We start from the raw sequence: 25,207 nt of genomic DNA, 5'->3' as shown, positions 1-25,207 counted from the left end.
GAGGGTCTGGTTCTCTTACACGCCGTCGCTGATGAGGACGGTCGCGGTGGCCACGACGCGGCCCTCGCGGTCCAGGTACTCGATCAGGAAGGTCTCGCCGCGCTCACGCACGCTGTCGCCCTCGACGAAGACCTCCAGCCGCGAATCGCCGCCCGGTTTGAGCCACAGCACGCCCTCGCGCACCTCGGTGTAGTCGGCCGGGGCCGAGGCGGTGCCGTCGGCGGTGCGGTACGGCAGCGCATACCCGTCCTTGGGAAGCGTGCCCTTGATCTCGATGGTGACGGCGCACCACTCCTTCTCCCAGCAGATCGCGTCACGGGAGATGCCCAGGCAGTCGTGCCCGCACGGGATGGTGGCCGCGGCCGCGGGCTGCGGCAGCAGGACGATCGTCGCCAACAGTGCCAGAGCTGAGGCGCTGAGCCAGCGCACGAAGCGGTTCATGCCCGGCACCGTAGGCCGGGCGGGTTGTGGAAAGGTTGTGTGCCTGGTCACCGGCCCTGCGGCCGGTGACCAGGCACCCGGTGCTCAGTAGAGCAGGCTCCAGCCGCGCACGTGGCCGCTCTCGCCCTTGACCACGTCCTCGACGATCAGCGTCCACTCGCCGGGTTCGGCGACGCCGCCCAGCCTGACCGGGAACACCTCCGTCACGTCGGCCTCCCGATCCTCCCGGTTCTCCGCCTTGAGCAGGTACTCCTTGCCGGCCGGCGAGACCAGCGAGATGCGCAGGTCACCGCGGCGGGGGTGGGTGATCTGGACGCCCACCTCGACGGTCTCCAGGGTGCCCTTCTCCTGGATCTTGTGCAGCCACTTGTACGGGCCCGGGTCCGGGATCGGGTTGCGCGGCCACTCCTCCCAGACCAGGTCCCAGACCGGGATGATCAGGCACTCGATCGGCAGCGCCGAGCCGATGCCGACCGCCGCCCACGCCCGCGCCACGCTGCGGTACGTGGTGCCGCACTTGCCGTACAGCTCGGCCGTGGCCGCCAGCGTGTCGGAGCGGGCGTTCTTGAACGTCTCGCCGGCGGTGAAGTAGTGCCGCAGCGCGTGGTACCAGATCTTCGCGGCCTTGGTCCGGCCGATGCCCACCAGGCTGGAGTTGTTGCAGGTGGTGCTGCTGCCGTACGGGGTGTTGCCGCTGCCCTCGGCCAGCAGGAAGAAGAAGTGGTTGCCCACCCCCGAGGAGTAGTGCACGCCGAGGTTGCCGACGCCGTTGTAGTAGCAGTCCGCCGAGGCGCCGTCCAGCGACGGCTGGTTCATGTACCGCAGCGGCGTGCCGTTGCCGAACAGGTCCAGCTCCTCGCCGATCAGGTAGTCGGCCGGGTCGTTGCCGTTGGCCGCGTAGAACTCGGCCATCGTGCCGAAGATGTCGCTGGTGGTCTCGTTCAGACCGCCCGACTCACCGGAGTAGATCATGCCGTCCGGCGGGATCTCGGCCTGGTTCACGCCGTGGCTCATCTCGTGGCCGACGACGTCCAGCGCCACCAGCGGGTTCGCGTCGTCGACACCGTCGCCGTACTGCATGACCTTCTGGCTCAGGCTCCAGCTCGCGTTGACCCACTCGGTGCCGCGGTGCACCCGCGACTCGACGCCGGTGCCGTTGTCGAAGATGCCGTTGCGGCCGTGCCGGTACTTGAAGTAGTCCCAGGCGTTGGCCGCGCCGTAGTGCACGTCCACGGCCGCGGTCTGCGGGGTCAGCGGGTTGCCGTCACCCCACACGTTGTTGAAGTCGGTGAAGGTGGAGCAGGTGCCCGACCAGGCGTGGTTGAGGTCGCAGGTGCGGGAGTTGCCGCGCAGCGGGTCGATCGTGCGGTACGTGAGCAGCGCCGACTGCGAGGTGCTGAGGCTGACCGTGCCGCTGTAGACGCTGTGGCCGGTGCCGGTCGCGGTGTGCTCGTCCGGCAGGGCGCGCAGCACGCGCGGCTCGGTCGCGTCGACGGTCGCCGCCGCGAGGCCGTCGGCCAGCGTCACCGGCAGCTGCCAGGCCAGCCGGCCGGTGCCGCCCGCCGCGTCGACGAGCAGCTGCGGCTCGCCCACCTCCCTGGCCTTGAGCTGCTCCTTCGCCGCGGCCGCGGCCTCCTCCGCGGTCACTTTCGGGGTGGTGTCGACGGCCACCGGCTTCTCCAGCGACACCGACACCCCGTCGAAGGAGCCGTCGGGGGTGAGGTGCACGACGAAGTCGCCGCCGGTGACGGGCAGGCCCTTGAAGAGCCGGGTGAAGCGGACGTGGGCGGCGCCGGTCTCGGTGACGTTCGCCTTCCACACCTCGTACCGGTCGCCGTCGGCGGTGCGTACCGCCTCCGGGTTTCGCTTGATGGCGTCCAGCGCACGGGCGATCGCCGTGTCCTCGGGGGTGCCCGCCGCCTGCGCGGGCACGGACAGCGCCACCGCGCTGCCGCACAGCAGCACCGCGGCGAGTGCCAGGGGGATCCGTCTCATCACGACCTTCCTTTCGAACCTCGACTGCCCACAGGGGTACGCGGGCGCGGCTGTCGCGGGGTTGTGACAGGGTTGTGCCGCAGGTGGCCGCCGTGGGAGCCGGGCGGGGGTGCTTCCGCCGGACCGGGGGCGGCTGGCATGATCCCCGCCATGACCGAGCACGACGCCGACGACTCGTACGGCCACATCCGCCTCACCGCCGTCGAGCCCGACGGCGAGCTGATCACCGAGGTGCTGCCCGCGCGGCAGCTGCCCGGCGGGCTCGTCGAGCTGCTCGGCAGCCCCGGCGTGGTCACCGGCGCCGCCGCCGGGGACGTCCTGGTGATGCAGGCGAGCGGCTTCCAGGTGGTGCGCCGCGGCCCGAACGACTGCGTGCAGGTGTACGCCGACCCGGCGCTGGACGAGCACGCGCTGGCCTGGCTGGCCAAGGCGTTCGAGTCGGTCGGCGGCTACGTCGAGGCGCCGCCGCAGCGGCAGTTCGCCGTCGCGACGGTGCCGAGCACGGTCGAGTCCGCCGAGATCGAGGCGATCATGGCCGCGGCCGCCGCGCAGATCCCCGGCCTGGAGTGGCAGTTCGGCACCCGCTGACCGGGAGCGGGCGCGCCACGACCCGGTCGCATCAGCGGCCGGGTGAGGTGAACGCGGAGCGGGGCCGGGGTCAGCCGCCGATGTCGGCGAGGCGCTTGAGCGCGACCTCGGTGCTGTCGGGGTGCGCCTCCAGCAGCGGCGGGCGCACCGCGGGGGTCGGGATGCGGCCCTGCGCGTGCAGCGCGGCCTTGATCACGGTGGGGTTGGGCTCGGCGAACAGGGCCTGCGACAGCGGCGCGAGCCGGTGCCCGAGCCCGCGGGCGCGCGCCACGTACCCGTCCCGCCAGGCGGTGACGAGCTGTGCGAACTGCGCTGTCGCCAGGTGCGCGGAGGCGAGGATGCCGCCGTGCGCGCCCAGCGCCAGCAGCGGGGAGATGAACACGTCGTCGCCGCCGAGCACCGCGAACCCAGGCAGCGGTTCGGCCAGCAGCGCGATCGTGTCCTCGTTGAGGCCGCCCGCGGCGTACTTCACCCCGGCCACGTTCGGCAGGGCGGCCAGCTGCCGCAGCGCCGACACGGACAGGTACTGCCCGGTGCGGTACGGGATGTCGTACACGACCAGCGGCACCGGGCTCGCCGCGGCCAGCCGCGCGAAGTGGGCCACCACGGCTGCCTCCCCGGGCCGGACGAACGGCGGCACCACGGTCAGCGACGCGGTCACCTCCGGCACCTCCGCGAGCGCGGCCAGCGCCTCGGCCGTGGTCGCGCCGACGATCAGCGGCGCCGACCGCTCCCGGCACACCCGCGCGACGGTCGCCACGACGGCCTGCTTCTCCGGTTCGGTCAGCGCGCCCGGCTCGCCGGTGCTGCCGAGGGCGACCAGCCCGGTCGCGCCCGCGTCGAGGCTGTCGTGGGCCAGCCGCTCCAGCGCGCCGTGCGCCACGCGGCCGTCGGTGTCGAACGGGGTGACCAGCGGGATCCAGAGCCCGTGCAGTGTCGTCATGCCACCGATGCTGCCGGGTCTGATCCGGAAGGACCAGCTCCGGTTTCTGATGTGATCCGTAAGCTGAGCTGATGCTTGACGTACGCCGCCTGCGCCTGCTGCGCGACCTGGCCCGGCTGGGCACCATCGCCGCCGTCGCGCAGGCCCACAGCTACTCCCCCTCCGCCGTGTCGCAGCAGCTCGCGACGTTGCAGCGGGAGGCGGGCGTGCCGCTGCTGGAGCGCACCGGACGGGGCGTCACCCTCACCCCGGCGGGCACCGCGCTGGTCCGGCACGCCGAGACGGTGCTGGCCGCGCTGGAGGCGGCGACGGCGACACTGGCCGCCGCGCGCAGCGGCCTGCAGGGCACCGTCCGGATCGGCGCGTTCCCGACCGCGGTGCGCACCCTGCTGCCCGCCGCGCTGGTCGCGCTGGGCCGCGAGCACCCGGCCCTCGACCTGATGGTCACCGAGCTGGACCCGGTGCACATGCCCGACGCGCTGCGCGAACGCCGCCTGGACGTGGCGCTGCTGCACGACTACGACCTCGCGCCGGTCACGCCCGATCCGACCGTGGAGTCGGAGCCGCTGCTCGACGAGACGGTCTTCCTCGCGCTGCCCGCCGAGCACCCGGCGGGCGACGACCCCGTCGGCGCGGTGGAGCACAGCGCCTGGATCGTGGGCACGCCGGGCACCCTGTGCCACACCGTGGCGCTGCGGACCTGCCAGGCGGCCGGCTACCAGCCCCGGGTGCGCCATCACGCCGACGACTTCACCGCCGTGCTCGCCCTGGTCGCGGCCGGGCAGGGGGTGGCCCTGGTGCCGCAGCTCGGCGCGGTGCAGGCGCCGCCCGGCGTGCGGCTGGTGCCGCTGCCCTCGCGCCGGCGCACCCGGCTCGCGTACCGTCGCGGCTCCGGCGGTCATCCCGCGGTGTCGGCCTGCATCGCCGCCGTCCGCACCGCCACCGCCGCGTACCTCGCGCCCGCCTGACCCGGGACGCGTAGCGTGAAGGCCGTGCGACTGGTGATCATGGCGGACACGCACGTGCCGAAACGGGCCGGGGATCTGCCCGCGCCGCTGTGGGCGGCGGTGGACGGCGCGGACGTGGTGGTGCACGCCGGGGACTGGGTCGACGTGGCGCTGCTCGACGCGCTGGAGGCCCGCGCCCGCCGGCTGATCGGCGTGTACGGCAACAACGACGGCCCCGCCCTGCGCGCCCGGCTGCCGGAGGTCGCGCGCGCCGAGCTGGACGGGCTGCGGCTGGCGGTGGTGCACGAGACCGGCCCGGCGAGCGGCCGGGAGGCTCGCTGCGCGGCGTCCTTCCCGGACACGGACGTGCTGGTCTTCGGCCACTCGCACATCCCCTGGGACACCATGGCCCCGAACGGCCTGCGGCTGCTCAATCCCGGCTCGCCGACGGACCGGCGACGGCGGCCGTACCACACCTTCCTGACCGCGACGGTCGCGAACGGCCTGCTCAGCGTGGTCGAACTGCACCAGCTGCCCGCACGCGTGTAAACAATTCTTGACATGGCCCGGCGGGCGGCCTACCGTCAGAGTGTCAACAATTCTTTACATGGGCGGGTGCGTGATCCGCCGCCCGCCCCGCGCGAGAGGATGCCGTCATGACCCCCGAGGCCGACTCCGATCGCGTGCCCATGACGTTCGAGGAGCGCAACACCTGGCTGGCCGCGATCCTCGTGCCGGTCAGCACGCTGGGGTATCTCGCCGTGGTGATCCCCCGGCTGCTGCGCCAGCCCGCCCGCGAGGTCGCCTGGGCCGGGCCGATGCTCTGGTCGATCGGCGCCGTCATCGTCGCCACGATCATCGGCTCGATCATCTCGGCGATCATGTCGGCGATCGTCTCCCGCGAGGCCAGGATGGAGACGGACGTCCGCGACCGCGACATCAACCGGCACGGCGACCGCATCGCCCAGGCGATCACGGGGTTCGGCGCGGTGGCGGTGCTGGTGCTCGCGATGCTGCGGGCCGACCAGTTCTGGATCGGCAACGCGCTGTTCCTCATCGGCGCCGTCGGCACCACCTGGGGTGCGGTCGTGAAGATCCGCGCCTACCGCGGGGGGTTCCATGGTTAAGCCCACCCGGGTCACCAACTCGATCCGCGCCCTGCGCGCCCGGCACGACGACATGACCCAGGCCGCGCTGGCCGAGCGGCTCGGCGTCACCCGCCAGACCGTGATCGCCATCGAGCAGGGCAGATACTCGCCGTCGCTGGAGATGGCGTTCCAGATCGCCCGCGTCTTCGGGGTGCCGCTGGACGACGTGTTCCAGTACCCCGACGCCGGCTAGGCAGCTCACCCTCTTCTCCCGGTTCGTGTGCGCGAGCACGCGGCCTTCCCTCACCGTGCCCGCAGACGGGCTTAGGAGACGCCATGTCCGATCCCAAGACGCTCGGCCGCCTCGCCGGGCTGTGCTACCTCGCGGTGGCCGTGTTCGGCGGCTTCGCCGAGCTGTTCGTACGCGACCGCGTCCGGGTGCCCGGCGACGCCGCCGCCACCGCCGCGAACATCACCGCCGACGAGACGCTGTTCCGCCTCGGCCTGGCCGCCGACCTGCTCATGGCGATCGCGTTCATCCTGCTCGGCCTCACCCTGCACCGGCTGCTGCACGAGACGCACCGGCGCGCGGCGACCGCCCTGCTGGTGCTCGTCACGGGCGGCGCCACGGCCATCCTGGCCAACCTGGTGTTCCACGCCGGTGCGCTGCTGGTCGCCACCGATCCGGCGTACGACAGCGGGCTGGCGCTGCTCCTGCTCGACCTGCACCACCACGGGTACGTGCTCGGCGGCGTCCTGTTCGGGCTGTGGCTGCTGCCCATGGCCTACGTCGCCATGCGTTCGGCGCTGTTCCCGACGGCGCTGGGCGTGCTGGTGCTCGCCGGCGTGGTCACCTGGCTGGCCGATCCGCTGCTGTTCGTCGCGGCGCCCGGCCTGCCGGAGACGGTCCGCACGGTGGTCTCGGTGCCGACCAGCCTGGCCGAGTTCAGCCTGCTGCTGTACCTGCTGATCGTCGGCGTCCGCCGCACCGGTCAGCCGTTGGACCAGGCGCGGGTGGACAGCACCACGCGGTAGCCGTCGGGGTCGGCGACGGTGACGCCCCAGCGGTCCCAGTACGGGCCCTGCGGCACCCGCCGCCCACCGGCCCCCACCAGGCGGGCGACCAGCGCGTCGCCCACCGGCCCGGCCAGGTAGAGCACGAGCAGGTCCTGCTCCGTCGGCGCCGGCGGCGCGGCGAGCTGCGCGCCGCCGACCAGCTCCAGGTGCCACGCGGCCCCGGGCAGCCCGACCATCACCAGGTCGTGCTCGCCCGGGGCCTGCGCGGTGGCGCGCCAGAGCACGTGCAGCCCGAGCCCGGCGGTGTAGAAGTGCTCGGCGGCGGCCAGGTCACGCGACGGGCGCGCCAGCCGCAGGTGCGCCCGTGGGTCGATCGTCATGCGGTCCATGCTGGCGGCTCAACCCGGCTTGAGGTCAAGCGCCCGCTCAGTGCGGAAGGGGCCGCCGGGCCCGGGTGCGCTCCAGGCCGTCGCGATACTCCTCGATGACCAGCGCCACCTCCATCGGGGTCCGGGTCCGCTCCAGGCCGTCCAGATAGTGCACGTGCCGGGCCAGCCCGTCCAGGTCGGCGGTGAAGTACATCGCCATCAACGGGTTGACGAACAGCTCGGTGCCCGCCGTGCGGCCGGTGCTGTGCACGTCGCCGAACTCGCCGCGCAGCGCCGCCGCGACCTGCGTGTTCACGATGCTGGCGTGCAGCGGGGTCTCCCGCGCCGCGTGTGCGACCGCGTCCACGTAGGCGCGCGCCTCCGCGCTGCCCGGCGGAATGGAGAAGGCGCCCAGGTACGCCCCGGCACGCTGCAGCGCGGCGAGGTTCTCCAGCACGTGCGCGTGGCATACGCCGTGGTGGGCGTCGATGCCGAAGCCCAGGCTGACCACGAGCTTGACCGGGACGTCGAGGCCGGCGACGGCGGCGAGGCTGGTCATGTCCTCCTCCGGCGTGCCGAGCCCGGCCTCGTCGCCGCGCATGAGGATGTCGGTGCCGCCGTCGGCGAGCACCACCGCGTCGATCCCCAGCGACTCGATCAGTGCCCGGTAGGCGGCACGCAGCGGGCGGACGCCGGTGCGCGCGAAGGCGTACACGACGGGATCATGGCCCTGCCCGGCCAGCCATCGGGCGAGCGTGCGCTCGGGAAAGTAGCGGTCGTTGCCCGGACTGTCCGGGCGCACCGCGGCCAGGCCGGTGCGCCGCCAGGCGCCGGGACCGAGCTGCCCGAGCTCGCTGACGGCGAAGCTCGCCAGGGTGACCCGCGTGCCCGCGTTGCGCAGCGCGAACGCGAGCGGCAGCCCGGCGTACACGTCGAAGCCGCCGCCCGCGCCCGCGATGAGCACGTGCCGCGCCTGGCGGAGCCGCTGGGATACCGGGGGTTCGAAGAGGGCATGCACGGCCCGCACGGTAGCCGCCCGCGGTGGCCCGTCGCAGCTGCTTATCGCCCGGAACGGCCCACCCGTCCCCTAACATGAAATGTGATCTAAAGGGACAAGGCGGAGCTGATGGACGCACTCCGGACGGCCGGGTCGAAGGCGTGGGCGATGGTGGGCATCGCCGTCGCCGTCGCCATCGGCGTCTTCGTGATGCTGCTGCTCAAGCCCCTGGTCATCGCGCTGCTGGCGGCGCTGTGCGTGTCCCTGGCGCTGTCCCCCGGGGTGGAGGCGCTGGCCCGCCGTGGGCTCCGGCGCGGCCTCGGCGCCGGGCTGGGCGTGCTGCTGCTGATCTCCCTGGGCATCCTCGTGGTGTGGCTGGTGGTCACCGGCCTGGCCAGCCAGTGGAGCGAGCTGACCGCGGCGATGAACAAGGCCGTGGCGGACCTGCACGCCTGGCTGGAGTCGAGAGGCCTGCAGGGCTCGCTCGCCGAGTCGGCCCGCGACTCGCTGGACGACCGCAGCTCGACGCTGCTCTCCGGGATCGGCCCGGCGCTCGGCAACCTCGCGGGCACCACGGCGAGCCTGTTCGTCGGCCTGTTCGTGTTCCTGTTCACCACGTTCTTCACGCTCAAGGACGGGCCGCGGATGGCCCGCGGAGCGGAGCCGTGGATCCCGCTCGGACGCGCCTGGATGGACCAGGTCGGCCGGATCATCCGCGGCTACGTGGTGGGCCTGACGCTGCTCGGGGCGTTCAACGCCGCCGTGGTCGGGCTCGGTGCGCTGGCGCTCGGCGTGCCGCTGATCGGCACGCTGCTGATCATCACGCTGCTCGGCAACTACGTGCCCTACCTGGGGGCCTGGGTGGCGGGGGCGTTCGCCGTGCTCATCGCGCTGGCCTCGGGCGGCGCGAAGACCGCACTGGTCATGACGATCGTGGTGTTCCTGGCCAACGGCACGCTGCAGACGCTGCTCCAGCCCTTCGCGTACGGCGCCGCGCTGCGCATGCGCCCGCTGACCATCCTGCTCGCCACCGTCGTGGGCGGCCTGCTCGCGGGCATCATCGGCGTCATGATCGCCGCCCCCGTCGCCGCGATAATCCAGCACACCGCCCAGCTCCTCCGAGCTCCCCCACCCAGCCCGGCCCTGCCCGACGGCGAAGATCCCGACGATCTTGCGCGAACTGTTGACGATACGCCCGATTAGCGCGTGTCGTACCCACAGTCCACGCAAGATCGCCGGGGTGGGGGGGTCAGTAGGTGAGGCCGAAGCCGTAGGGGAAGAGGGGGGTTTTGGGGTCGCCGTGGTTGACGGGTTCCTGGTCGGGGGTGGCGGGCCAGGACATGGGGAGTTTGCCGGTGGGTTTGTGGGAGCCGAAGAGGACGTCGGCCACGCCGGCGCCCTCGGTGCCGGGGAGCCAGGCGGCCAGGAGGGCGCGCCACTGCGGGAGGTGGGCGGTGACGTCGACGGGGCGGCCGGAGACGAGGACCACGACCACGGGCTTGCCGGACTTGCGCAGCTCGGTGAGGGTGTCCAGGTCGGTCTGGGCCAGGGTCACGCCGTCGGGGCGGTCGCCCTCGTACTCCGCGTAGGGGGTCTCGCCGATCACTGCGACGGCCACGTCGGTGTCGGCGGGCACGCCGGTGCCGTCCGCGCTGAAGGTGACCTTGCCGGAGGTGCCGACGGCGTCCCTGATGCCCTGCAGGACGGTGGTGCCGTCGGTGATCGGTCCGGACTGGCCCTGCCAGGTCAGCGTCCAGCCGCCGGACTGGTTGCCGATGTCGTCGGCGTTGCGCCCGGCCACGAAGATCTTGGCGTCCTTCTTCAGCGGCAGGATGCCGCCGTCGTTCTTGAGCAGCACCTGCGACTGGCGTACCGCCTGGCGGGCCAGCTCGCGGTGAGCCGGTGCGCCGACCTTGTCGAACTGTGCGCGGTCGGCCATCGGGTGCTCGAACATGCCCAGCTCGAACTTCTTGGTCAGGATGCGGCGGTTCGCGTCGTCGATCCGGTCCAGCGGCACCCTGCCCGCGTTGACCTCGTCGCGCAGCACGCTGATGAACTCACGCCAGCGCTCGGGCACCATGACCATGTCGATGCCCGCGTTGACCGCAGCGCTGACTTCTTCGGGCGTGAACACGTCGCGTACGCCGTCGATCTGGTCGATGGCGTTCCAGTCGGAGACGACGAACCCGGTGAAGCCCAGCTCGCCCTTGAGCACGTCGGTGATCAGCTGCCGGTGGCCGTGCAGCTTCACGCCGTTGAACGAGCTGAACGAGATCATCACCGAGCCGACGCCGGCCTTGACCGCGGCCTGGAACGGCGGCAGGTGGACCTTCCGCAGCTCCTCCTCGGACAGCTGCGCGTCGCCCTGGTCCTTGCCGCCGTTCGTGCCGCCGTCGCCGATGTAATGCTTGGCGGTGGCGAGCACTGAGTTCGGGCCGCCGAGCTGCTCTCCCTGCAGGCCGGTCACGATGGTGGTCATCGCCGAGGCCAGCTCCGGGTCCTCGCCGAACGACTCGTAGGTGCGGCCCCAGCGGATGTCCCGGGCCACGCACAGGCATGGCGCGAAGTCCCAGTCCAGCCCGGTCGCGGTCACCTCGATCGCGACAGCCTCGCCGATACGGCGGACCAGCCCGGGGTCGCGGGTGGCGCCCAGGCCGATGTTGTGCGGGAAGATGGTGGCGCCCTTGACGTTGTTGTGGCCGTGCACCGCGTCCACCCCGTAGATCATCGGGATGCGCAGCCGGGTGGCCATGGCCTCGGCCTGGAACGCGTCGTACATGTCGGCCCAGCCCTGCGGCGTGTTGTCGGACGGCACGGAGCCGCCGCCGGACAGCAGGGAGCCCAGGGCGTACGAGGTGATCTCCCCCGCGCCGACCTCCTTGCGCTCGGCCTGCGTCATCTGGCCCAGCTTCTCGTCCAGGGTCATCCGGCCGAGCAGGTCGTCGACGCGCTCGGCGACCGGGCGGGAGGCGTCCAGATAGGGCGCGTCTGGGTCGAACGCTCCGGTCTGCCCGTCATCGCGGGTGAACCAGTAGACGCCGCCCGCGGCGAGCAGCACCAGAGTCAGCCCGGCGGCGATCAGCCAGCGGCGGGGGCGGCGCGGCGGGGGCGGCGCGGGGGCGGTCGGCGGGGCGGACACGGTCGTCGTCATCAAGCCTCTCCCGAAGGGGTCGAGTGGCATGGGAAACGGCCGCGAGTGCCCCTCTCGCGGCCATGAGCACCCGCCAGCCAACACGGCCCGCGCTGCGGTGTCAACGAAATCCTGAAACATAATGCGCCGCAGGTGAATGCAGGATGTAACAGAATTCGCGGCGGGTGTCCGCTTCGGCGCTGAAGCCGGACGTTGCCGTCACCGGTTCATACGCGGCGGGCCGCCGCCGGGGTGGCCCCCTCGTCACCCGAAATGGATTGCCTGGGACCGCGTAAGCGTGCTCCGCACGGCCTGTTCACCGGACGCACGTCTGGCCGTGGCACGGCCGACGGTTCGGCTTACCACGAACGGCGCAGCATGGGGCAGGACGCCGTCCGGACCGGCGCGCGCCGTCGAGGTGCCCAGCGGCGTTTACCGGGTGCGAGCACCCGTACAGCCGTCTGGAGGAGATGTGATGACGACGTTGAGCCCACGCGCCCGCCTCGCGGTCGCGACGATGACGACCATGCTGTTCGCGGCCGTCGCGATCGGATACCTCCTGCTGCCGTGACGAGAGCCCGCCGGTTCCGGCCGGTCGCGGGCGACCTCGGCGGACGCCGCGCGCTCAGCGCCACCAGGGACGACGGCGTTGCACGGCCAGCGCCTGGGCGGGGACCACCAGGTCGGCGAGGTGGAGTTCCAGGTGGCGCAGGTGCTCGCCGACCCAGCGGCGGCGGAGGCGCTGCGGCGCGGTGCCGCCGGGCAGGGCGCCGGAGACCTCGCTGCGGTCCGGCGCGGGTGGGGTCAGCGGCGGCGGCATCGGACCGGTGGGGCGGCCGAGCTGGTCGGCCAGGCTCGCGTAGAAGGCGGCGAGCGCGTCGGCGTGGCGGACCAGGGCGTCGCAGTTCGGGTCCGGTGAGGCGTCGCGCGGGGTGAGGTCGTCGAGGGCGTCGGCGGTGAGGCGGAGGCGGACGCCGGCGATGACGAGGCGCCAGAGGTCCTGCCGGTTCATCCGTTTCGAGCCCGGTTCGGCGAGGTAGCCGCGCAGCGCGTCCTCGAGGCGGAAGCCGGCTCCGGCGGCGCGCTGTGCGGGGGCGGGCGGTATCGGGCGCAGCCCCAGTGACCAGGAGACGGCTTCGGACAGGCGTACGCCGCCGTCGCGGAACAGCTCGGCGACGTCGTCACGGACCAGGTCGCCCGCGCCGCGCGGCCACACCAGCAGGCCCGCGACCAGGCTGACAGAGCAGCCGATCACCACGTCCTGGAGCCTGATCAGGCCGAGCGTCCAGCCGGTGGGCGCGAGGATGTTGTAGAGCACCAGGATCACAACGGTGAACGCCGCCTGCCCGGCGACGTCCGGCAGCACGCCCGGGGCGTACGCGACCACGAACACCGCCACCACCAGCGCCGCCCAGTGCGCCTCCGGCGATCTGCCCAGCGCCGGCAGCAGCGCCGCACCGACCGCCACCCCGGCCGCGGTGCCGAGGATCGCCTTGACCGCCATGGTGCCGGTGGACGCGGCGCTGGTGCGCAGCACGCTCAACGCGCCCAGCAGCACCCAGAACCCGCTGCGCACGTCGCTGAGCTGCACGATCATCACGGCGACGGACAGCGCCAGCGCGCCGCGCAGGGCGTTGACGAACCACACCGAGCGCAGGTTGGCGTTGCGCAGCACGATGCCCGCCACGCCGGCCAGGGTGACCAGCCGGGCCAGCGGCGGGCGGTCCGGCCTGGCCAGGCCGTACCAGCGGCGCAGGCTGCTGCCCGCGGTGAGCGGGTCGGCGCCCCGGGTGGCGATGAGCACGTCCGTGGCGAAGGAGTGCACGCAGGTGGCGGTCGTCTGGCCGTAGAAGGCGACGACCAGCTCCATGTCGTCCGCCTCGCCGCGGCCGGGCCGGGTCAGCTGCGCCACGCTGTCCACCCGGGCCTGCTCCAGCGCGACCAGGTCCGGGTCGACCGCCTCGCCGCGCAGCACCGCCGCGGCCTGCCGCAGCACCCGCGCCGACGCCTCCAGCGGGGCGCGCTGGGTCGGCGGCGCGTCGCGCAGGTCGCCGCAGCGTTCGATGCCGTCGGCGACCAGGCCCTTGCACCACTCCAGCTGGCTGACCGCGCCCGCCATCGCCTGGTCGGCGATGACCAGGCCACTCGGCCGGTATGGCGCCGACACGAACAGCGCCATCATCTGATGCGTGGCACCGGACACCGCCGCCCGCAACTCGGGCAGGGCGGCCCGCCGCCCTCCGGCCTCCAGCAGGTCGGCCAGCCCGCTCGCCAGCGTCGCCGTGGCCTGGCGCAGCTCGCGGCCGGCCGAGCGGGGCGCGGTGAGCACCACGGCGATCCCGCCCACGACCGTGGCCAGCACCCAGCCGCTCACCCGCGGTCCGATGACGTGCGCCGGGGCCGCCGCCGAGGCGGCCAGCATGTACGGCAGCATCGCCGCGGCCGCGCCGGAGGCGTCGTTGGGCCCGATCACCGCGGCGAAGTACGAGGTGAACGCGACCAGTGCGGTGGCCACGGTCGCGGCGACCACGGAGGAGCTGACCAGCGTGCCGATCACGATCAGCGCCGCGCCTGCCGCGGTCAGCATCAGGTGCGCCACGGCCCGGTCGCGCCGGGTCCCGCCGAACGAGGCGAGCACCAGGCTCGCGAAGCCGCCGAACGCCGCGAAGGTCGCCACCTGCGGCAGCCGCAGCACCAGCAGGCAGAAGGCGAACACGGCCGGGACCAGCACGGCGGCCCGCACGGCGCGTACCAGCGCCTGCCGGGACCACAACCTGCGCCACCAGGGCTCGGCCACGGCCTGGCGGGTGACCCGGCCGGGTCCGCCCGGCGCCCCGCCCGGCGGACCGGTGGTATGGCCCACCTGCGGCGGCGGCCGGTCCCCGCGCTCGGTCACGCCATCAGCGTCCCCTGAATCGCGGCCCCGCGCGGCCGGTTCGCGCGATGATCGCGCGGTTCCGCTCGATGATCACGGTCTCGTGTCCTGGTCTGCGGCTGGAGTGCAGATCATGACACGAACTCGCGATCAACGCCGCGACCGGCAACCCACAGCTTGGCCGTGACGGGGCTTCGACCGTGACCGTGGTCAGGCGCGGACCAGGGGGGCGACCTCCTGGGCGGCGAACGTCATGAAACCCTCCGGGTCGGGGTCGTCCGGGGTGGGTTGCAGCACGACCGTGTCGGCGCCTGCCGCCGCCCAGGCGCGCACCGCGTCCGCCACCGCCTCGGCGCCCCCGGCCACGCCGTGGCCGTCCATGGTGTCGTATCCCCAGCGCACCCGCTCGGCCTCCATCCGGGACGCGGCGTCGGGACCGGTCGCGCAGTGCAGGTACACCACGATGCGGTGCGGGTCGGTGCGCCCGGCGCGGGCCCGGCCCTCGTCGATCAGCCCGCGCGCCCGGCGTACCTGCGCGACGGTGCTGCCGCCGGTGAGGATGGTGCCGTCGGCCAGTTCGCCGGCCAGGCGCAGCGTGTGGTCGCCCGTCGCGCCGGACAGCAGCTCGGGCACGGCCGGCGGCGGCCAGTCCAGCGCGACGCCGTCCAGCTTCACGTACCGGCCCGAGGCGGTGACGCACTGCCCGGACAGCAGGGCCCGCAGCGCGGTCAGGTGCTCGCGCAGCAGGGTGAGCGGTGACTCGGCGCGCGCGCCGACCTGGCCCATCCAGTCCTGCACGCCGTGCCCGACGGCGATGCGGGCCCGGCCCGGGAACAGCCGGTGCACGGTGGCCAGCTCCATCGCGGTGATGGCGACGTTGCGCAGCGGCACCGGCAGCAGCCCCACGCCCACGGTCAGCCGCTGCGTCCAGGCCAGCGCCGCGACGGCCGTCGTGATGCCGCTCTCCAGGAAGCAGTCCTCCCACAGCCACAGCTCGTCGAGCCCGGCCTCGTCGGCGGCCTGCGCCACCGCCCGCAGCCGCTCCGGCGGCAGCTGCGGCACGAACACCGCGCCCACCCTGGTCGTCGTCTGAGCATCCGATCCGGTCACGTGATCATGCTGCCGTACGCGATGGCACTCCGCCAGCCTGACCCGATGCGGCGCCGCCGACGCGGCCGGGGCGGAAAACCCGCTGCGGGGGCGTGCCCCCCAGGGCTAGCGTCGGCCCTCATGAGCATCCCCCGCGTACGCCCTCCCTTCGACGCCGACGAGCGCACGGCCCTGATGGGCTGGTACGACATGCAGCGCGCGATCGTGCGCTACAAGTGCGAGGGCCTGTCCGACGCGGACGCGCACCGCGCCGTCCTGCCGTCCTCGCCGCTGATGACCGTGGCTGGCCTCGTGTCACATCTGCGCTGGACCGAGCACTGCTGGTTCGAGGTGCTGTTCCTGGGCGGGGCCGCGGACTCGCCGCCGTTCGACCAGAGCGAGGAGGATCTCGACTTCAAGGTGGCCGGCCGCCCGCTGTCCGAGCTGCTCGACGAGTACGAGCAGGCCTGCGCCCGGTCCAACGAGATCATCGCCGCGCACTCGCTGGACGACACCGGCCGACACCCCGACTTCACCTCGGCGCGGGCCAACCTGCGCTGGATGATCATCCACATGATCGAGGAGACCGCCCGGCACCTCGGCCACCTCGACACCATCCGCGAGATCCTCGACGGCGAGACCGGCTACTACTGAGGCCGGGCCGTCCCGGACGGCTCCTCGGCGGCGCGGGCCTCGTCGATCAGCGCCACCCCGCCGCCGCCGAGGCGCAGCTCGCGGTGCAGATCGACGGGGCGCTCGCGCTCGACGACGGTGTGCTCGGCCTCCGGCGCGGAGCAGCGGACCCGCAACTCGCCGTGGGCCACCGCGTCGCCCGCGGTCAGCGCCGTCAGCCGGCCCGCCTCGACCACCGCCGCCAGTGCGGTGACCGTGAGCCGCAGGGTCACCGCGGCGGTCAGCGTGCTCACCGTCCGGCCGTCGACGACCACGTCCACGTCGGCCTCGTACTCCCACGGCATGGTGAAGCCGCGGATGCCCACCTCGCGCCGCAGGCCGGGCTGGGCGTGCGTCTCCCGCGCGGCGGCCAGCAGCGCCGACCGGGTGCGCCACGCGCCGACCAGCAGGTCACTGACCTCCATGTCCAGCAGCTCGGTCACCTTCGCCAGCACCGCGCGGGCCAGCGCGAGCGGGGGTGCCTGCGGCCCCTCGCCGACGACGCCCGCCCCGGCCAGCCGTTCGGCCGCCTGCTCGATCTCGCGGGCGGCCGCACCGGCCTCGCCGGGCAGCAGCTCGCCGAACAGGATGTCGCGGACGGTGGTCACGCGTCCTCCCGGTACTGGTCGGTGCGGTAGCGGGTGCGTACGGTGCGCACCACGACCTCGATCCCGCCCGTGGGCGCGGGCCGCCGTCGCCCCCGGCGCAGCGCGAGCACGGCGAGCAAGGCGAGCAGCAGCAGCGTGAGCAGGCCGCCGATGGTCAGCGCCCGGTTGCGGTCGGCGCCGCGGTCGGGGAGCAGGTCGCTGATCGGCGCGTCCGGGGTGGCGACGGGGAACAGGCAGACCGGGGTGAGGCGCATCGGCGCGGGTGCGGCGTCGGTGGTGTACGCGCTGACCCGCACCGTCCAGGTCGCGTACCCGGACGGCCCGTGCTCCAGCAGCGCGTACTCGCGCAGCGGCGCGGGGCCGACGAGCTGGAAGCCGCCGCCCGTGGTCAGCGAGCCGGGCGGGCAGTGCGCCGTGGCGATGCCGAGGCGCGGCACCAGGCAGACGGCCGAGACGATCCCGGGCACGCACTTGCGCGCCAGAGTATCCAGGCCGAACTCGACGTCCTCGACGGCGACCGGCCGCACCGGCCCGGTGAGGCACACGGCGTACGTGGTGATCCAGCCGGTCGCCCGCAGCGGCTCCTGGCCCCGGGAGAGGCCCGCGTTGACGGCCCAGCCGCGCTCACCGGCCGGGCTGCTGCCGGTCACCACGGCCGCGCCGAAGCGGGTGTGCCACTGCGCCGCGAACCCGCCACCGGAGCGCACCATGCCGGACGGGCACTGGGCCTGCGGCGGGGTCGCCGCACCGTCCGCCGGGGCACTGGCGAACGCCGACGCCGTCAGCTCGCCGCCGGCCACGCATAGGGCGCTGATGCGGAGCGTGCTGGCGGTGCCGCGCTCGTCGAGCACCTCCACGGTCCAGCCGCGGGGCTGCGTTCCGCCGGTGACGGGCAGACCCTGCTGGTCGGCGGGGCGGCTGCCGAGGATCCGGAGACGCGGGTCGGCGCCCCCGTGGCCGCCGCTGAGCAACTGCTCGCCGGGTGCGCAGGAAACGGTGTGGGTCGTCGGGACCCGCCACGGTCCGACCTCGACGGTCCGGCTGCGCACCGTCGGCGTGCCCAGATCGGCTGGCGCGGCTGCAGCGACTGCCACCACGGGCGGCCCGGCAAGGCTCAGCCCGGCCACCGCAAGCAGCGGCAGTGCGGCGCGGAAAAGGGTGAGCGGTCGCATCGCGACCAGGGTCGCACGCGGGCGGCCGTCGTGCTGTCCTGCCGCGGACAGCACGATGTCGCGTCTGCTCGCCGCCCAGACGAGCACCTTCCCACCAAGGACGGCGAAGGAGATCCTTCGCCGGACGCGGCAGGGCGCCCCCGGCGTGCCGAGGGCGCCCTGCCGCGGTTCATCGGCCGAAGACCGCCGCCCGTACCTCGGATGCCGTGCGGGAACCTGACGCGTCCGCGGCGATCAGTGCCACGGCGTCCAGGGCTTTGACCATGTACTGAACGCCCAGCCGGCGCTCGTCCGCCACTCTGCCTTCGGTGATGGAGAGACGTTCGTCGCTCTCCCCGTCACCGTCGGCGGCCGCCAGCGCGGCTTGCATCATGGTGGCGGTCTCGTACCGGTCGAGTTCGCCGGCCAGCTCCCCGGACACGTCGCGAAGGGCGCACCACAGCTCGTCCGGACCCGGCCCGACCGGCAGGTCGGGGAGCTCGAGGTCATCGCCTGGATCATCGAGGGACAGGCCCATCAGCCCGAGCCAGTCGAGCAGCACCTCGCGCGCCTCGGCCCGGACCGCGTCGGGCGAGGTCTGGGCAGCCGCCGCCAGGACCGCCAGTGTCCGTCCGGCCAGCGCCCGCCCCTCCGCGGTGTCCCGAGCGGCATGGAGGTCGGCGAGTTCCGCGCACAGCGCGCCGACGGCCACCAGATATCCGCGGTAGGGCAGTTCCCGTAGCGAGTCGATGACCGACCGGCGTAGCTTGTCGAGTTTCATCCGTCAATCTCCTGAGATGCCGTCGAAGTCGGCCATGGCGGGCAGGGGTTGCGGCCCTCGACCGGTGCCGCGGCCGAAGCCCTGGCTGATGAGCTTCGAGACATACTTGAACGGCCGCCTCTCGATGTCGGGCATGAGGTCCTGGATGTCGTCCATCTCGTCCGTGTCCAGCGAACGGCCGCCGATGAAGCCGAAGGATCCGTTCTTGATACGGCCCCGACCGCGCAGGAACTTGTTCGCATCCTGGTCGCACTTTCCGTCCTTGCATGCTTTCACGGACATCACGAATGCTCGCACGGTCGCGATCTCGCCGCCGAGATCCTGGCGCTGGGCACGCGTGTCAGCGCCGAAGGCCGCGGCGGCGGCCTCGGCGTGGCCCTTGCCGGTGGCGCCGGTGCCCGGTTTGGCCTGGTAGGCGATCACTCCGGCGTCGTTCAGCGCATCGATGAGGTCCTGGTTCACCCGCTTGGAACTGACGAAAGCCACCATTCTCGTCTTGAGCTTGCCGTCGATCCTCACCTCCACAGCCGCCAGCGCGATGGTGTGGTCGGCTCGGCGCCAGCCCGTTCGGTGTTCGAGATAGTCCTCGATGCGGTCGGCCGCATGAGCGAACCAGCGCATCGCGAACGCCGGGTCGTGGGACGCGAAGTTGATGTTCTTCCAGTCGAGCCGAGGCCTGGAGATCCTGGTGTAGGAGGGAGTGCAGCGTCGGCGGCAGACGGGCGGGTCGACCAGGATGGGCATCGCCACCTTGACACGACCGCCGCAGCTGTCGTCATCACAGGGGATCAGGCCGTCCGGATCCGACGAGAGGATCGGGCTGTTGTTGGCGTAGCTGTACCCGTTCATCTGCTGCGGGTCTTCGACGTCGACGAGCGGGTCGACCGTCAGGAACCGGCCGATCGTCGGGTCGTACTCCCGCGCGCCCAGATGGGTCAGGCCGGTGTTGTCGAGCGTCCCGCCGACGTAGCCCCGGTCCAGACCCGAGGGCCAGGTGCCGGTGGTCCCGCCACGCGGGTTTCCGTACGGGTCCTGTCTGCGGATCGCCACGGCCTGGGTCCCGGTGGCGGCGATGGTGATGTTGCTGGTGTTCTGCCGGTCGGCCACCATCCAGGTCAGCCTGTCGGTGACCGACCCGTCGGTGACCCGCTGGGCGATGTTCTTGTCCGCCCAGGTGTAGTAACGGACGCACGAGATGACCGTGTCGCCTGTCTTGTTGACCCGGAACTCCTGGCCGGGCAGGTAGAGCGTGGTGCCGGCTGGATCCTTGCGCAGCAGCCGGTTGCCATCGGCGTCGTAAACGAAGCTGGTGGTGCCGGTGCTGTCGGCGAGCGTGGCCAGCTTGCCCTCGGCGTCCCAGGTGAGCATCTGGCTGCCGGCACCGGTGGAGCAGTTGTTCAGCGATGTCCCGGCCGGTCGGCAGAGCGTGTTGCCGATCGCGTCGTACGTGTAGTTGCCCTTGGTCGCATCAGCCCCGTCGGTGGTACGGCGCATCGTGTGCGGCTGCGGGGACCCGGTGGCAGGGTAGACGTACTTGGTGGTGACGTCGCCGGTGCTCTTGTGCTGAACCTGCTGGGTCCGGTTGCCGCCGGCGCCGACGGTCCAGCTGATCCAGTACTTCTCGGCCCCGCCGAGCACGGCGGTGCTGGTCGGCACGGCTCCGCAGGCGCCCGAGGCGAGCGTCCACGCCTCCCGCAGCCGGTCGAGGTGGTCGTGCGCGAAGCACTGCGTCTCCGCGCCGGCGACCGCGGACTTCTCTTCGATCTGCGTGATACCGCCGGCGTCGTCGTAGTCGAAATGGAGGTCCGACACAACCGTCGGCGCGGTGTCCCGGGTGACCAGCGTCCGGCTCAGCCGACGGGTTCGCTCGTCGTAGTAGTGGCCGACCTGTGCCTGCGGATTGGTGGTCCCGTCCCGCAAGGTGATCACGCCGAGCTCGCCGTACTCGGTGTAGGTCGTCCCCGTCACCAGCCACGACGTCGCTCCGGTGCTGAGCGAGTACGGCTTGCCGGTCGCGGTGTAAGCCGTGGTCAGCGTCTCCCAGCCGAGGCTGCGGGCCGTGTCGCCGATGGCAGGCAGCCGGGTGGTGGCCGGCTCGCCGTTCGCCTTGTACCCGAAGTCGTACACGTAGTCCCCGGCGAGCAGATCACCTTCCGCGCTGGGAATGGTGATGGTCTGCTGGGACGGCTTACCGAAGGCGGAGAGCCCGGTGATCCGCGAGGTGTACGCGGCACCGCTCTCCCCGCCGACGTACCGGGTCGACGACGTCAGCATGCCCTTGGCGTTGGCCAGGCCGTCGTACTCCCACTTGGCGCGGCGGTTGGCCGGAGTGACGCTGCCCTGGTAGAGGCCTGTCTTCCGGCCGTGCTGATCGTAGGTGTAGTGCAGGGTGACGGCCGGAACCCGGCCGTCGGTGATCGTCAGGGTGCGCCCGGCGTCGTCGAAGGTGCTGACCGTCACCCCCTCGTCGGGGTCGGTCACCCGGTACTGACGGCCCCGGATGTCGTACTCGTACGTCCAGGTGGCCGGCTCGGCGTTGACGACCGTCGCCAGCCTGCCCTTGGCGTCGTAGTCGTAGGTCGTGAGGTCGTACGGGGAGGCGGTGCTCGCGCCGTGATGCTGCCAGAGCTGCGTCACCCGGCCCTTGGCGTCGGTCACCCGGGACACCGTGGAACCACCCGCGGGCGGAATGGTCTCGGTGCGGTCACCCGACGGGTAGCGGGTCGACGTCCGCCACAGCTCGTCGAGTTTGGTGAACTGGACCAGTTCCACCGGCCGGCCGGCTCCGTCGTACTCCGTCTTCGTCCAGACCTCGATGTTCTCGAAGTCGCTGGCCGGATGCGGCGAGAAGACGGCCGACGGGGCGGTGGCCACCGGGTAGGGCCCGAATTCCCGCCATTCCCGGCCGGCGCTGTTGTAGAAGGTGTCGGTGATCAATGCGCCCACGGCGCCGTCGGCCTTGACGCTTTGCGTCTGACGTGGACGCATCAGACCGTCGTAGAAGGTGAAGGTACTGATCAGCGCGCCGTTGGGTCCGAGCTGTCGCGTCTCCACCACTGACGGCGCGTTGTTCCGCAGGTTGTAGACGAACCAGGACGAGGGCGTGTTGGCGTGCAGCGACTTGGACCGGCCCGGCCGCCACACCTTCTCCACACGGCCCATCGCGTCGTAGGTGACATCCGTACGCCGGTTGTTCGTGGTGTCGACCTCAGCGGTCACCGCACCCCACGCCGGCTGCACCGTCGTGGTCGTGGTGATGAGGCCGTGCGGTCCGACGACCGTGTTCGCGGTGACCGGCCCGTCCGCGGACGGGGTGTACGACGTCGTGGTCTGCTTGCCGTCCACGTCCCATAGCTCGGTGACCCGGCCGTAGTCGTCGTACGCCGTCCGCTGGACCGTCAGCGGCACGAATGCGTTGTTCACCCAGTCCTTGAGCTGCTCGGTCCGGGTGGCCTCGCCGATCGTCGGCGCGGCGCCCCAAGCCTGGTCGTCATAGGAGGTGCGGACCTCGTCGATGATCTCCGCGGCGGTGAACTGGCGGTTCGGGGTGAGCGCGTCGGCACAGGTCAGAGCCCACCGGCGGACACGGGACTGATGCACCATGAGGTACGCCGACGTGTTGCGGGCGTAATCGGTCACGGTGCACTGTTCGTCACCGGTTTCGGCGAGGTCGCCGAAGTCCGTCACCTTCACCGGCATACCGATGGCGTCGAACTCCTGAGCCGTGCGGGTGACCCGGTCTGGGCGCCCGCCGTCGAGCCGTGTCCACGCCCATGAGTCCGAGACGTTGGTGAAACGTGCGTATGTCGTCTGACCGTCGACGGTCTGGGACGCCGTCGGCGGATCCGAACGCCACGGTTTCTCGACGGTGCCGGCGAGCGGGCTGCCCGCGGGTGAGTCGTAGGTGATCGTCTCGAGCGTGTGCCCAGCGAACTCGTCGTGGTCGTGAACCGTCTGGCCCGGGTACGCCGCGGCGTACAAACCCTTGCTGTCGGTGACGGTCACCGTGTCCGTGCCGCCGGTCGGCGAGGCCTTATCGCCGTGCATACCGCGGAAGAAGCGGGTGTCCGTACGTGTCTGGTCCGCGCCGACGCCGAGGTAGGTCTGCACCGTCTCGTAGCCACGCCACTGGTTCCAGGTGCGGTACTTGTCCTTGGTGAAGGCCGTGTCCTCCGCGTAACGCCAGGCCGCCCCGCCTATGTACTCGTACCGGGTGACCTTGGAGGTGCTCGCCGCGGCACCCTGCAGTACCGTGTCGCTCTCTGCCACCTCGTGCACGACGTACTTGTGGAACCAGTCGGTGATCTCCTGGCCGGGGGTGCCGCCCAGGTCCTCGGGCGCCCAGCGCACCGGATAGCAGCGTTTCGTGTTGGTGTGGGCCGTGGGCAGCGATCCGCGTGCGCACTCCGTCGGCTTGTACGTCACGCCGATGACGCCGCCGGTCTCGGTGGTGATCGCGGCCATCCGGGCCCAGTTCATCGGCCGCAGGCCGTTCTGCAGGGCGGTGTCCACCCGGTTGGGGAGCATCACCGGGTCGAACGTGATGTCCGGGACGGTGACGTTGCCGCCACCGAAGACACCGGCGTGCGCGATCTTCTGCAGCCACATCCCGGCTCGTGTTCCGTCGCCGGGATCGGGGTAGCTGTGCGTGAGCGTCCATCGCTCGACCGGCACCATCTGCGTGGTGCCCGCGTCCCAGATCTCCGTTTGGATCTGCTGGAGCCGACGACTCGACCAGAAGCTCGGTGAGTGGTTGTCGCAAGGCGACGAGGTGCAAGCCAGATCCCACGGGGTGTCAGCCCAGTTGTCGCTGTGCGTCGTGCAGTTGGTCAGGCACCGGTCCCCGGTCGTGAAGTCGACGCGCATCGGAACGGGCTTGGCGGTGAAGACCGTGTCCGTCTTGACCCCGTTGACGAGCGTCCGCTGGTGGGTGCCGTAGTCGATGCGGTCCAGGTAGGCGTCGCGGGTGTAGCTGCGCAGTGTCGTCTCGGACATGCGCTCGCCGTAGCTGTTGGCGTCGCGCCCCCACCAGAGCGACATGGTGTTGCCGTGCGGGTCGACGACATAGTCCAGGTTCCAGCGGTAGGCCTGCATACAGTCCGAGTCCGCGAAGGCGCTCTCATTGCAGGGGTCAGTGGAGTGGTTGCCGTACACCGGCACCGTCTGCACCGAGTTCGTCTCAGGCTTGCCCGCGGTCCAGCCCTGCAGGCGGTTGAGACCGAAGTAGTACTTGGTGCCGTCCGTGCTGGTCAGAACCCAGTATTCGCCCGTGTCACCGGGGTCTCCGCCGTCACCGTTGACCGCCCCGGTCTTCAGTTCGATCTTCGAGCCTTCCTCGCTGCGCCCGTGCCACAGCCCCTGGCTCGCGTTGTAGAACAGCTCGGTGGAGTCGCCCTTCAGCGACATGGTGGCGTTGTTGCCACGCCAGCACATGTCTCCGGTCTTCGTGGTGTTGTTCGGCGAACCGGACATGTCGTCGCTGCAGGAGATGAAGCGCCGTTCGATGAAGCCCGGATCCCAGTCGAAGCCCTCCCCGACCCAGGAGGGCTGGCTGTTCGTCGCCGCGGTCCGGCCGTCGACCGACTGTGAGTTGTAGTTCAGCGTCACGCCTGGCCCGGGGCCGCCCAGCGACGGCGGCACCCGCAGCCCATACGACCAGGAGAAGGCTCCGCCGCTGGTGCCCGCGGTCCAGGTGGACGACGGCTGGAGCGACGTTGCGGAGAAGTCACCGGCACCGGCGGCCGAATCGGTGTCTGCCGACAGCGCGACCACCGTCGCCGCACCGCCGACAGGCACCTGTGCCGTCAGCGTGTCACCGGTCCGCGTGGTGGCCAACGGCTGCGCCGCGCACCGCGCCTGCACCGCCCGGTCGCAGCCCGCCGGCAATGTCTTAAGGCGCAGCCGGTCCGACCAGCCAGCGCCGTAAGCGGCCCTGAAGCCGGTGATGTCGACCGACAGCCGCACTTCAGCACCAATGGCCGCAGTTCCGACCGGGGTGAGGCGCACCAGCAGATCGCGGCCGGCCGCAACCGCCTGCTCCCGATCCAGCACCTCGACGATCATCCGTGCCGGGCTCGTTGTCGCCGACGCGGCCAGCCATACCGGGGCGGCGCCCGCTTTCATCCGCGGAGCAGGCACGGGCAGCGGACCGTCCACTCGCGCCGCGAGACCCGACAGCCGCGCTCTGCCCTGCGGCAGGTCGAGCGTCGTGACGCCCGCCGCCGGCCACGTGGCCACACCCGGCCGGTGCTCAGCCGTCTGCCGACCCGCCTGCGGCCGAGCCACCGAACCGGCACCCACCGCAACGTTTCGCAACGACTGGGTGACCTGTTGCGGCGCCTGCGCCGCAGCCGCGGCCGGCGCCGGGATAAACAGCCCGTAAGTCGCGGCGGCCAAAGCGGTCGCCTGGGCGACCAGCCGAAGACCGCCTCCGCGTACGGTGCCACCACGCCACCAAGTCGACGTCGGTCTGCCCATACCGTGTGCTCGCACCATCGCTCCACTCCCCCGATGCGGC

The 25,207-nt window shown here is 72.1% G+C and carries 20 protein-coding genes; 8 read left to right on the top strand and 12 right to left on the bottom strand.

From position 1 onward, the window contains the following. Positions 1-15: 15 nt before the first annotated feature. A complete protein-coding gene (locus CS0771_RS20470; RefSeq protein ID WP_212842480.1) occupies positions 16-441 on the bottom strand; it encodes a Calx-beta domain-containing protein in 426 nt (141 codons plus the stop codon). 84 nt (positions 442-525) lie between these two features. Continuing rightward, positions 526-2,436, bottom strand: coding sequence for a M4 family metallopeptidase (locus CS0771_RS20465; RefSeq protein ID WP_212842479.1), 1,911 nt, complete (start codon positions 2,434-2,436; stop codon positions 526-528). 150 nt (positions 2,437-2,586) lie between these two features. Here CS0771_RS20465 and CS0771_RS20460 point away from each other — a divergent pair, with 150 nt between their 5' ends. Continuing rightward, a complete protein-coding gene (locus CS0771_RS20460) occupies positions 2,587-3,024 on the top strand; it encodes a DUF4265 domain-containing protein (protein WP_212842478.1) in 438 nt (145 codons plus the stop codon). 70 nt (positions 3,025-3,094) lie between these two features. On the opposite strand, the gene CS0771_RS20455 is transcribed toward CS0771_RS20460, so the two are convergent. Further along, on the bottom strand, positions 3,095-3,967 hold the full coding sequence (locus CS0771_RS20455; RefSeq protein WP_212842477.1) for a dihydrodipicolinate synthase family protein: 873 nt from the start codon (positions 3,965-3,967) through the stop codon (positions 3,095-3,097). Positions 3,968-4,038: 71 nt separating this feature from the next. On the opposite strand from CS0771_RS20455, the gene CS0771_RS20450 reads away from it, so the two are divergent. From CS0771_RS20450 to CS0771_RS20430, 5 genes are all read left to right on the top strand, one after another. Continuing rightward, a complete protein-coding gene (locus tag CS0771_RS20450; RefSeq protein WP_212842476.1) occupies positions 4,039-4,935 on the top strand; it encodes a LysR family transcriptional regulator in 897 nt (298 codons plus the stop codon). Positions 4,936-4,959: 24 nt separating this feature from the next. Continuing rightward, positions 4,960-5,463, top strand: a complete 504-nt coding sequence (locus CS0771_RS20445; protein ID WP_212842475.1) for a metallophosphoesterase — start codon at positions 4,960-4,962, stop codon at positions 5,461-5,463. A 107-nt stretch (positions 5,464-5,570) separates the two neighbouring features. After that, on the top strand, positions 5,571-6,041 hold the full coding sequence (locus tag CS0771_RS20440) for a hypothetical protein (protein WP_212842474.1): 471 nt from the start codon (positions 5,571-5,573) through the stop codon (positions 6,039-6,041). Beyond that, positions 6,034-6,255 (top strand): helix-turn-helix transcriptional regulator, encoded by a 222-nt coding sequence (locus CS0771_RS20435; protein WP_203744588.1) that lies wholly within the window; start codon positions 6,034-6,036, stop codon positions 6,253-6,255. Before CS0771_RS20440 ends, CS0771_RS20435 begins: the two co-directional genes overlap by 8 nt. An 83-nt stretch (positions 6,256-6,338) precedes the next feature. After that, positions 6,339-7,037, top strand: a complete 699-nt coding sequence (locus CS0771_RS20430; RefSeq protein ID WP_212842473.1) for a DUF4386 domain-containing protein — start codon at positions 6,339-6,341, stop codon at positions 7,035-7,037. On the opposite strand, the gene CS0771_RS20425 is transcribed toward CS0771_RS20430, so the two are convergent. Both CS0771_RS20425 and CS0771_RS20420 read right to left on the bottom strand, forming a co-directional pair. Next, on the bottom strand, positions 6,995-7,399 hold the full coding sequence (locus tag CS0771_RS20425; protein WP_212842472.1) for a VOC family protein: 405 nt from the start codon (positions 7,397-7,399) through the stop codon (positions 6,995-6,997). The two genes, CS0771_RS20430 and CS0771_RS20425, sit on opposite strands and share 43 nt — an antisense overlap. 46 nt (positions 7,400-7,445) lie before the next feature. Next, positions 7,446-8,405 carry a DUF1152 domain-containing protein gene (locus tag CS0771_RS20420; protein WP_212842471.1) on the bottom strand — a complete coding sequence of 320 codons (960 nt, stop codon included), beginning with the start codon at positions 8,403-8,405 and terminating at the stop codon, positions 7,446-7,448. A 108-nt stretch (positions 8,406-8,513) separates the two neighbouring features. Here CS0771_RS20420 and CS0771_RS20415 point away from each other — a divergent pair, with 108 nt between their 5' ends. Then, the gene (locus tag CS0771_RS20415; RefSeq protein WP_212842470.1) at positions 8,514-9,587 is read left to right on the top strand and encodes an AI-2E family transporter; all 1,074 of its coding nucleotides are present in this window, start codon (positions 8,514-8,516) and stop codon (positions 9,585-9,587) included. Positions 9,588-9,633: 46 nt separating this feature from the next. Here CS0771_RS20415 and CS0771_RS20410 read toward each other — a convergent pair whose 3' ends face one another. From CS0771_RS20410 to CS0771_RS20400, 3 genes are all read right to left on the bottom strand, one after another. Then, a complete protein-coding gene (locus tag CS0771_RS20410; RefSeq protein WP_212842469.1) occupies positions 9,634-11,535 on the bottom strand; it encodes a glycoside hydrolase family 3 protein in 1,902 nt (633 codons plus the stop codon). Between the two features lie 604 nt (positions 11,536-12,139). Next, positions 12,140-14,410, bottom strand: a complete 2,271-nt coding sequence (locus CS0771_RS20405) for an FUSC family protein (protein ID WP_212842468.1) — start codon at positions 14,408-14,410, stop codon at positions 12,140-12,142. A gap of 189 nt (positions 14,411-14,599) precedes the next feature. Continuing rightward, positions 14,600-15,499 (bottom strand): LLM class flavin-dependent oxidoreductase, encoded by a 900-nt coding sequence (locus CS0771_RS20400; RefSeq protein ID WP_212842467.1) that lies wholly within the window; start codon positions 15,497-15,499, stop codon positions 14,600-14,602. A 120-nt stretch (positions 15,500-15,619) separates the two neighbouring features. On the opposite strand from CS0771_RS20400, the gene CS0771_RS20395 reads away from it, so the two are divergent. Continuing rightward, positions 15,620-16,132: a DinB family protein gene (locus CS0771_RS20395; protein ID WP_212842466.1), complete on the top strand. Its 513-nt coding sequence runs from the start codon at positions 15,620-15,622 to the stop codon at positions 16,130-16,132. Here CS0771_RS20395 and CS0771_RS20390 read toward each other — a convergent pair. The 4 genes from CS0771_RS20390 to CS0771_RS20375 all read right to left on the bottom strand — a co-directional run bounded on the left by CS0771_RS20390 (position 16,126) and on the right by CS0771_RS20375 (position 24,927). Continuing rightward, positions 16,126-16,758: a hypothetical protein gene (locus tag CS0771_RS20390; protein ID WP_212842465.1), complete on the bottom strand. Its 633-nt coding sequence runs from the start codon at positions 16,756-16,758 to the stop codon at positions 16,126-16,128. The genes CS0771_RS20395 and CS0771_RS20390 overlap by 7 nt on opposite strands. Next, positions 16,755-18,017: a hypothetical protein gene (locus tag CS0771_RS20385; RefSeq protein WP_212842464.1), complete on the bottom strand. Its 1,263-nt coding sequence runs from the start codon at positions 18,015-18,017 to the stop codon at positions 16,755-16,757. The genes CS0771_RS20390 and CS0771_RS20385 overlap by 4 nt, the downstream gene beginning before the upstream one ends. Positions 18,018-18,099: 82 nt before the next feature. Then, positions 18,100-18,690 (bottom strand): hypothetical protein, encoded by a 591-nt coding sequence (locus CS0771_RS20380; RefSeq protein ID WP_212842463.1) that lies wholly within the window; start codon positions 18,688-18,690, stop codon positions 18,100-18,102. Positions 18,691-18,693: 3 nt separating this feature from the next. Then, entirely contained in the window at positions 18,694-24,927 is a 6,234-nt protein-coding gene (locus tag CS0771_RS20375; protein ID WP_212842462.1) for an RHS repeat domain-containing protein, read from the bottom strand. Positions 24,928-25,207: the final 280 nt, after the last annotated feature.

Origin of the sequence: Catellatospora sp. IY07-71 (assembly GCF_018326265.1) — a bacterium.
In the GTDB taxonomy this organism is placed as follows: domain Bacteria; phylum Actinomycetota; class Actinomycetes; order Mycobacteriales; family Micromonosporaceae; genus Catellatospora.
The sequence above is the reverse complement of the archived record's forward strand: the minus strand, read 5'-3'. Positions and strand labels throughout refer to the sequence as shown.